General features: G+C 61.9%; 5 protein-coding genes and 2 pseudogenes. 3 read left to right on the forward strand and 4 right to left on the reverse strand.

Annotated features, from left to right (window positions below; genetic code table 11):
• Window positions 1–497: pseudogene (locus tag AUR66_RS07040) on the reverse strand (glycine cleavage system aminomethyltransferase GcvT); the annotation flags it as partial.
• A gap of 272 nt (window positions 498–769) precedes the next feature.
• Window positions 770–2,026 carry an aminoacyl--tRNA ligase-related protein gene (locus AUR66_RS07045; RefSeq protein WP_058571764.1) on the reverse strand — a complete coding sequence of 419 codons (1,257 nt, stop codon included), beginning with the start codon at window positions 2,024–2,026 and terminating at the stop codon, window positions 770–772.
• Between the two features lie 849 nt (window positions 2,027–2,875).
• On the opposite strand from AUR66_RS07045, the gene tuf reads away from it, so the two are divergent.
• Window positions 2,876–4,138 carry a translation elongation factor EF-1 subunit alpha gene (gene tuf, locus AUR66_RS07050; RefSeq protein WP_058571765.1) on the forward strand — a complete coding sequence of 421 codons (1,263 nt, stop codon included), beginning with the start codon at window positions 2,876–2,878 and terminating at the stop codon, window positions 4,136–4,138.
• Between the two features lie 46 nt (window positions 4,139–4,184).
• Here the strand turns inward: tuf and AUR66_RS07055 are convergent, their stop codons facing one another.
• On the reverse strand, window positions 4,185–4,358 hold the full coding sequence (locus AUR66_RS07055) for a hypothetical protein (protein WP_231727792.1): 174 nt from the start codon (window positions 4,356–4,358) through the stop codon (window positions 4,185–4,187).
• 446 nt (window positions 4,359–4,804) lie between these two features.
• Window positions 4,805–6,097, reverse strand: coding sequence for an ATP-grasp domain-containing protein (locus AUR66_RS07060; protein WP_058571767.1), 1,293 nt, complete (start codon window positions 6,095–6,097; stop codon window positions 4,805–4,807).
• A gap of 580 nt (window positions 6,098–6,677) precedes the next feature.
• Between AUR66_RS07060 and AUR66_RS07065 the strand changes: the two genes are divergently transcribed.
• Together AUR66_RS07065 and AUR66_RS21140 are read left to right on the forward strand one after the other, a co-directional pair.
• On the forward strand, window positions 6,678–7,157 hold the full coding sequence (locus AUR66_RS07065; RefSeq protein WP_058571768.1) for an NYN domain-containing protein: 480 nt from the start codon (window positions 6,678–6,680) through the stop codon (window positions 7,155–7,157).
• 73 nt (window positions 7,158–7,230) lie between these two features.
• A pseudogene (locus AUR66_RS21140) lies at window positions 7,231–7,332 on the forward strand (TatD family hydrolase); the annotation flags it as partial.

Below are 7,332 nucleotides of genomic sequence, written 5' to 3' on the forward strand. Positions count from 1 at the left end.
GCAGCGTCGGTGACCGTCTCGAGTGCGTCTGGCCCCTGTACTGCGAACATGGCCCAGTCTTCGGTCACGTCTTCGACGGTGGCGTCGAGGCCCCACTCGTCGCGGAACGAGGTCCACCGGTCGTACATCTCTTCGTCGTGCCCTGCGTTCGGGATGAAGAGGTACACCCGGTCGTCTCGGTCGGGTAATCGGTAGACGACGGTGTCGTCGATGATGATTCCCTCGTCGTTCACGATTGCCGAGTACTGCGAGTCACCCGGGTCGAGGGCCGTCACGTCGTTCGTCGTCAGGCGTTGCATCAACGCGGTTGCGTCCGGGCCGGACACCTCTATCTCACTCATGTGTGAGACGTCGAAGATGCCGACGGACTCGCGGACTGCCGCGTGTTCTGCCTTGATGGAGTCGTACTCCACAGGCATGTCCCATCCGCCGAACTCCGTGAAACGCGCCCCGGCGTCTGCGTGGGCGTCGTACAACGGCGGCTTTCGAAGGCCCATACCCGGCACTGCGAACTGCGATAAGTAATGCTTTGGTATCTCCTCTCGCGGAGTGAGCACGCATGTGTATCGAACGGTACTCGTGAGCGGGTGAAAACACCACGAACCCGCAACCCGAACGGCGAAATCTGCCACCTTGCCGGAGTTCGGGTGGAAGACGGTGCGACGCACGGATAAACTAGATAGTGCGATACAGAATCGTACGTGCGTCCGATGCGGTCGCTCGCGACAGAGACTCGCCGAACGAATGGGCGAAAGAGAGAACAGGCGCGCTATCGACTGACCACGTCGGCAATCTGTTCGAGTTCGACGAACTGCGTGTCGCCGTCGCGAGTTTCGAGTTCGACGTCCCCCGTCTCTCGGAAGTTGTTTCCGAGGACTGCCTTCCAGGGGATGCCCAGCAAGTCGCTCTCGGCGAAGCGTTCGCCGATAGTCTGGTCGGGGTCGTCGAAGAGGAGTGTCTCTTCGCGCCCGCACGCATCGTGGAGTCGGTCGGCGGCCTGCGCTATCTCTCCATCGTAATCGAGGGGGACGATTGCGAGAGCGTAGGGGGCAACAGTCCCGGTTGCCGTCACAGGCCACTGACACCCGTCGCCGTCGGCGTGTTGTTCGATGAGTGTGTGGACGAGTCGGTCGACACCGATGCCGTAGCTTCCCATCTGGACGGGTCGCGTCGACCCGTCGGCCGTATCCACTGTGAGACCAGCAGGGTCGGAGTATCGCGTGCCCAGTTTGAAGACGTGGCCAATCTCGATGCCCTCACCAGCGGTGAGCGTCCCACCACAGACGGGGCACGTATCTCCGGCAGCGAGGGAGGTGTCGTCGGACTCGTCGGTCACACCGACACGACACCTATCCGTTTCACAGAAGACGAGTTCGCTGCTTCCCGTCTCGACGGGCGCGACGAACTCTTCGGACGCGGACCCGCCCATCACACTGTTTTCCGCGTCGACGACGACGAAGTCGATGCCGAGTGTGTCGAAGATGCGGCAGTATGCGTCGCGTACGCGGGCGTACCACTCGTCGAGCGACTCCTCGGTGGCGTGGAGGCTGTACGCGTCTTTCATCGTGAACTCTTTCGTCCGGAGGAGTCCGTTCCGGGGGTGGTCGTCGCGGTGTTTCCGCGCTACTTGATAGAAGAGGCGGGGGACGTCCTCGTAGGACCGGACGAACCCGTCGACGAGGTGGACGATACCCTCTTCGTGCGAGGGTGCGAGACACATCGCTTGGCCGTCGCGGTTCTCGAACGTGAACATCTCGTCTTCGAAGTTCCCCCAGCGACCGCTCTGCTTCCAGATGGCTTTGTGTTGGAGGCTGGGGAGGCTGACTGCCTGCCCACCGATGGCGTCCATCTCGGCTTCGATGGTGCGGACGACGTTCCGCCGGACTCGCTGTCCGGAGGGGGTGAACCCGAACAGCCCACTCCCGAACTGCCGGACGAGTCCCGCCCGGACGGCGAGTTGGACGGTGTCGTTTTCCCACCCTTCGCTCTCCCGACTGGTGAACAGCGTCACCTCGCTACGACGCATTGGCGTCACCTCGGGTGTCAGACAGACGGCGTCGCTGGTCGGGTCGTGAGATGCTCGTCAGTAATCGGTCAGAAACAGCGTCGGTACAACTATCGCGGAACCCAGCCGTGAGTCGCACCGGACCCACGGCTTCGGATACTGGTTCGGTCGTCTGTTGCCATTCGATTGTCACGACAGGACGTGTGGAGATAAAGATTCTCCCGCACGTTCGTGTGAGTGTTACGACCGGTCGCTACCCGGACATCGTCCGGTTTCGAGTTCGGACGGCCCTTGTCGATATCGCTCGGGGGTAGATTTATTACGCTGGGTGTAGAAATAGTTACTATGATTGTTGTAAGTTCTGAGGAACAGACGCCTGTCCGCTCGACGCCCGTCCGCCGCACTGCTACCTTCGCCGAGATGTCCGCCGCGATGCGCAACCTCTGAGTCTTCTTCGCTGTCTCGCAGACTCCATCTTCGGTTCGTCTGCTGTTTTCGCCCCTCTAGTCACGGAACCGTCGTACTTCGTCGCTACCAACGCTGAGGCCCGCGACTTCGACACCGTGGCCATCGACCACTGGTTCGACGCTCGACTATTGTGTGGGCGACTTCGTGGCACATCGTGGTCGTCGACCCAGTTCTTGTCCTCAAATTGACACACCCGTCCCTGCTATCGTCGGCAGGAGTTGTCTACTAAAAAACACGATACGGCTCGGGATTCGTCCCACAAACAGTCTACTTTTCCAGAGGGTCACAGGACCGGAAACCTCGTATTCCTGGGCATATAGCGCTGAGACACTCTATCTCGGGAAAACGGATATACCCTTGGGTGTCATATTCTACCAAACTGGGCAACAGTGCCCTGATACCATGGCAGACAAACCACACCAGAACCTAGCCATCATCGGACACGTCGACCACGGGAAGTCCACGCTCGTCGGCCGACTCCTGTTCGAGACAGGCAGCGTACCGGAACACATCATCGAACAGCACCGCGAGGAAGCGGAGTCCAAGGGCAAGTCGGGGTTCGAGTTTGCCTACGTCATGGACAACCTCGCCGAAGAGCGTGAGCGTGGGGTCACCATCGACATCGCTCACCAGCGCTTCGACACGGACAAATACTACTTCACCATCGTGGACACGCCCGGCCACCGCGACTTCGTGAAGAACATGATTACCGGCGCGTCGCAGGCCGACCACGCGATTCTCGTCGTGGCCGCAGACGACGGTGTGGCCCCACAGACCCGCGAACACGTCTTCTTGGCCCGGACGCTCGGTATCGAGACGCTCATCATCGCCATCAACAAGATGGACGTCGTCGACTACAGCCAAGACAGTTACAACCAGGTCAAAGAAGAGGTCCAGCAACTCCTGAAACAGGTCAGGTTCGACACCGACGACGCACGATTCATCCCCATCTCCGCGTTCGAGGGGGACAACATCTCCGAACACTCGGACAACATGTCGTGGTTCGATGGACCGACCGTCCTCGAGTCGTTGAACAACCTCCCAGAACCGTCACCGCCCACGGACGCACCACTCAGAATTCCGATTCAGGACGTGTACACCATCTCGGGTATCGGGACTGTTCCCGTCGGACGCGTCGAGACTGGTGTCCTGAACGTCGGAGACAACGTGAGCTTCCAGCCGTCGGATATCTCCGGCGAGGTAAAGACCATCGAGATGCACCACGAGGAAGTCGGTCAGGCTGGCCCGGGTGACAACATCGGCTTCAACGTCCGTGGTGTCGGGAAAAACGACATCCGCCGCGGCGACGTCTGTGGCCCGGCCGACGACCCGCCGTCCGTCGCCAAGACGTTCAAGGCGCAAATCGTCGTCATGCAGCACCCCTCGGTCATCACTGCTGGGTACACGCCAGTCATCCACGCGCACACGTCACAGGTCGCGTGTACGTTCGAATCGCTCGACCAGAAACTCGACCCCGCGTCGGGTGAAGTCGCCGAGGAGAACCCCGACTTCATCAAAGCCGGTGATGCCGCTATCGTCACGCTTCGGCCACAGAAACCACTCAGCATCGAGCCATCGTCAGAAATCGCCGAACTCGGGAGCTTCGCAATCCGCGACATGGGACAGACCATCGCGGCCGGCAAAGTGCTCGAAGTCAACGAGTGAATCGACCGTCCCGTTCCGTCTTTTTATCCCACCACAGCGTACCGGCTTAGCCCTGCACACCCGGGTAGAGTGCCGAGACTTGCCAGACGTTTGCGCGGACGCCCGCGCGTTCGATGTCCATGCGGACCTGCTCGCCGCGGCGCTGACTCGCGAGGTAGTCGCGGAGCGCCTCGTCGTCGTAGGAAGTGACGTGGTACGTCGACCCGTTTTCCCCCCGCAAGGTCGCCGCCCCATGGTCATTTACTTCGTTTACGATTGTGTATATTTCCGCACCGTTTGTGGACACCATCTCGGGCATGTCGCCTAATATGTGTGTATGTAGCATAAATCCGGCGATGCGTTTGATAAATCATTATAAACTCAACTACGATTTTCAGCGTCGCTAACAGGATGCGGGATGGTCGAACACCCGTAGGCACGGGTCTTTCGGGCGGTGGCCGGCAAAACGGCTCGTCACCCACGAGCAACCAGGGGCCACGCACCGACAGTTCACAGCCGGTGTGGGACGTGTCGTGGTTCTGTCCTGCCGTCGGTGAGACGGATGAGGGTGCCCTGAGAACTGGCACTGACCACGAGCTAGGCGGCCCCTATGTTGCGTGGGCCGAGCGCAGATGAAACGAGGCCTCCTAGTGAGTTAACAAACTGGCCTGATATAACAAGGGCTACTTAGGTCCCCGATTCGGTGCTGACGCGACGACGAACGTCGACGTAGTAATCACGCAACACGTCGCGGCCGATTCGAAGCGGCGTGTCCGTTTCGGTGTCCTCGTCGACGATGGCCGTCACCGTCCGTCGGTCACCGGCCAATTCGACGACGACATCGACCCGCGGGGTGGCGTCGTCGGAGAGGACAGACGGTGGTTCGGTGCCGACCTCTCTCGCCAACTCGGGGTCGATTCGCGTCGTATCGGCGGCGGTGTCGATGTGCGCGAGGACGACCTTCGACCCGCTGAGTCCCGTGACCGTCACGCGTTCCGTGTAGCCCACGACCGGTACGCGGTCGTCCCGGACGGACGAGGGTGCGTCTTCGGGCGGTGTCCCGTCGAGTTCGTGGGTGAGTCGTTCCACGTCTGCCTCGCTGACGCTTCCGCCCGCCCGTTCGATAGCGAGGCGAGCGATAGCCGCCGCAGGAGACCGGCCAGTCGCGCGGAAGAGTCCGCGGAAGCCCGCAGTCGGGTTGACTTCGAGAACGACCCACCCGCCGGGTGCCTCGATGAGGTCCACACCTGCGTAGTCGAGGCCGAGGGCGCGCGTCGCACGGAGTGCCGCCCCCGCCGCCTGCTGAGAGAGTTCGTCGGTCGCGTCTTCGACGTCACCACCGAGTGCGACGTTCGTGCGCCAGTCGCCCGCCGGGGCATAGCGGTACATCGCCCCGACGATTTCGTCGTCGACGACGTAGACTCTGAGGTCACGGTGGTCGTCGGCCTCGCTGAGGTACTCCTGGATGAACGCCCGGCGGTCGTCGACTGACGCCGACAGGTGTCGGTCGTGGTCGACGAGCCACGTCCCACCGCCGTTCGTTCCGATAGCCGTCTTGTAGACGACCGGAGTTCCGAACGTGTGTCGTTCCTCGTTCAACTTCGCGTCCCCCGTCGCGAGGTACGTATGTGGGATTGGTACGCCCGCGGCGGCGAGCGTGGCCGCTGTCGCGTGCTTGTGGACGGCGAAGAGGACGTTCCGCGGGTCGTTGAGGACCGGTCGGACGGCAGCGTAGCAACTGGCGATAGAGAGGTCTTCGAGCGGCGTCGTCGACTTCGAGAGTAAGAGTCGATTGACGACGACGTCTACGTCCGGTTCGAGTCGGACGCCGTCGGACGACACGTCGATACCGATGGCATCTTCGTGAAGCCAATACGCTTCGTGCCCGAGTGCTTCGACAGCGTTGCTGAGCGCTTTCGTCTCTCTACTGTCGTGAAATCCGAGGATACCCACCGTGATAGACCCATCTCCCCCAGTCATGGGTATAGATACGAGACCAGGTGCTATCAGCGCATCGCGGCCTACCGACCCGTGAGAATCGAAGCGAGAGCGCAGTTCGTCGGTATCGACCGCATCGAGACGTGCGACGATACCTGCGACTTGGGTTGCTGTGTGCTCGGCGTCCGTCGTGTGAGGCGACGAGATGGCCGAGTCCGGCGTCCATCCACACTCGGTCGGGTGCCTCTGGGACAGTTTCGACCGTGGTGTGATTCGACGCGCTGTCTTCGTGTTGCGAGTCGTCCGCGCCCGAGACGTACGACTCGCCGTTGTCCAGTGGGCCGCCCACGGCCCGAGATGCCGGCGAGATTCCTGCGATGCCCGAATCGACGACTTCCCGAACCGACTCCATCGCACCGACTCCCCCGGCGGTACCACCGCTGGTGCGGCGAACCGTAGACGGACTGTCTCCCCCCGTCTGGAGTGCCGTTCATGGGCACCCGAGTCTGGGGAGTGTTCTGTAATAGATACTCGCTTGACTGAAATCTCGATTTCACCATCGCCCCCGTCTGGGGAGGACGAACCTCGAAATATATAAACAGCAAACGAGGTGAGGTGAAGTATGGACCTCCTGCGGCGGTTGTTCGCTTCCGACGCCGCCCCGTCGGGCCGAGTCGCCCTCTTCGTCGACGGACCGAACGTCCTCCGCGACGAGTTCGACGTCGACTTAGACGACATCCGCGAAGCGGCGCGGGCACTCGGTGGGCAGATGAGCGCGACCCGACTCTACCTCGACGAGCACGCCACGCCGGGATTGATTCAGGCGGCCGAAGCGCGTGGATTCGAAGTCATCGTCACCAGCGGCGACGTAGACGTGAAACTCGCCGTCGACATGACTCGATACGCAGTCGAGGGGCGCGCCGAAGTCATCGCCATCGCCTCACGGGACACCGACTTCAAGCCCGCATTGGAGACCGCAAACGAGTACGGACTCCGGACCGTCGCCATCGCACCCGGCAGTTACGGCCGGTCCGACGCCCTCCAGAACGCGGCGACCCACGCCGTCACGCTCGAGGAACTGGCAGACGAACACGGCGACTGACCGCAGCACACACCCCACCACGTGGTCGGTCCCGAACGGTTCGCTTTTTTCCCGGCCGACCCACCACCCGACCATGCAGGAGTTCGACACGCCGGTGCTGGACAATCACCTCCACCTCGACCCAGACCACGGGCGCGGTGTCGAGGCGGTCGAGGACTTCGCCCGAAGTGGCGGG

The organism is Haloferax profundi, assembly GCF_001469865.1.
Classification (GTDB): domain Archaea; phylum Halobacteriota; class Halobacteria; order Halobacteriales; family Haloferacaceae; genus Haloferax; species Haloferax profundi.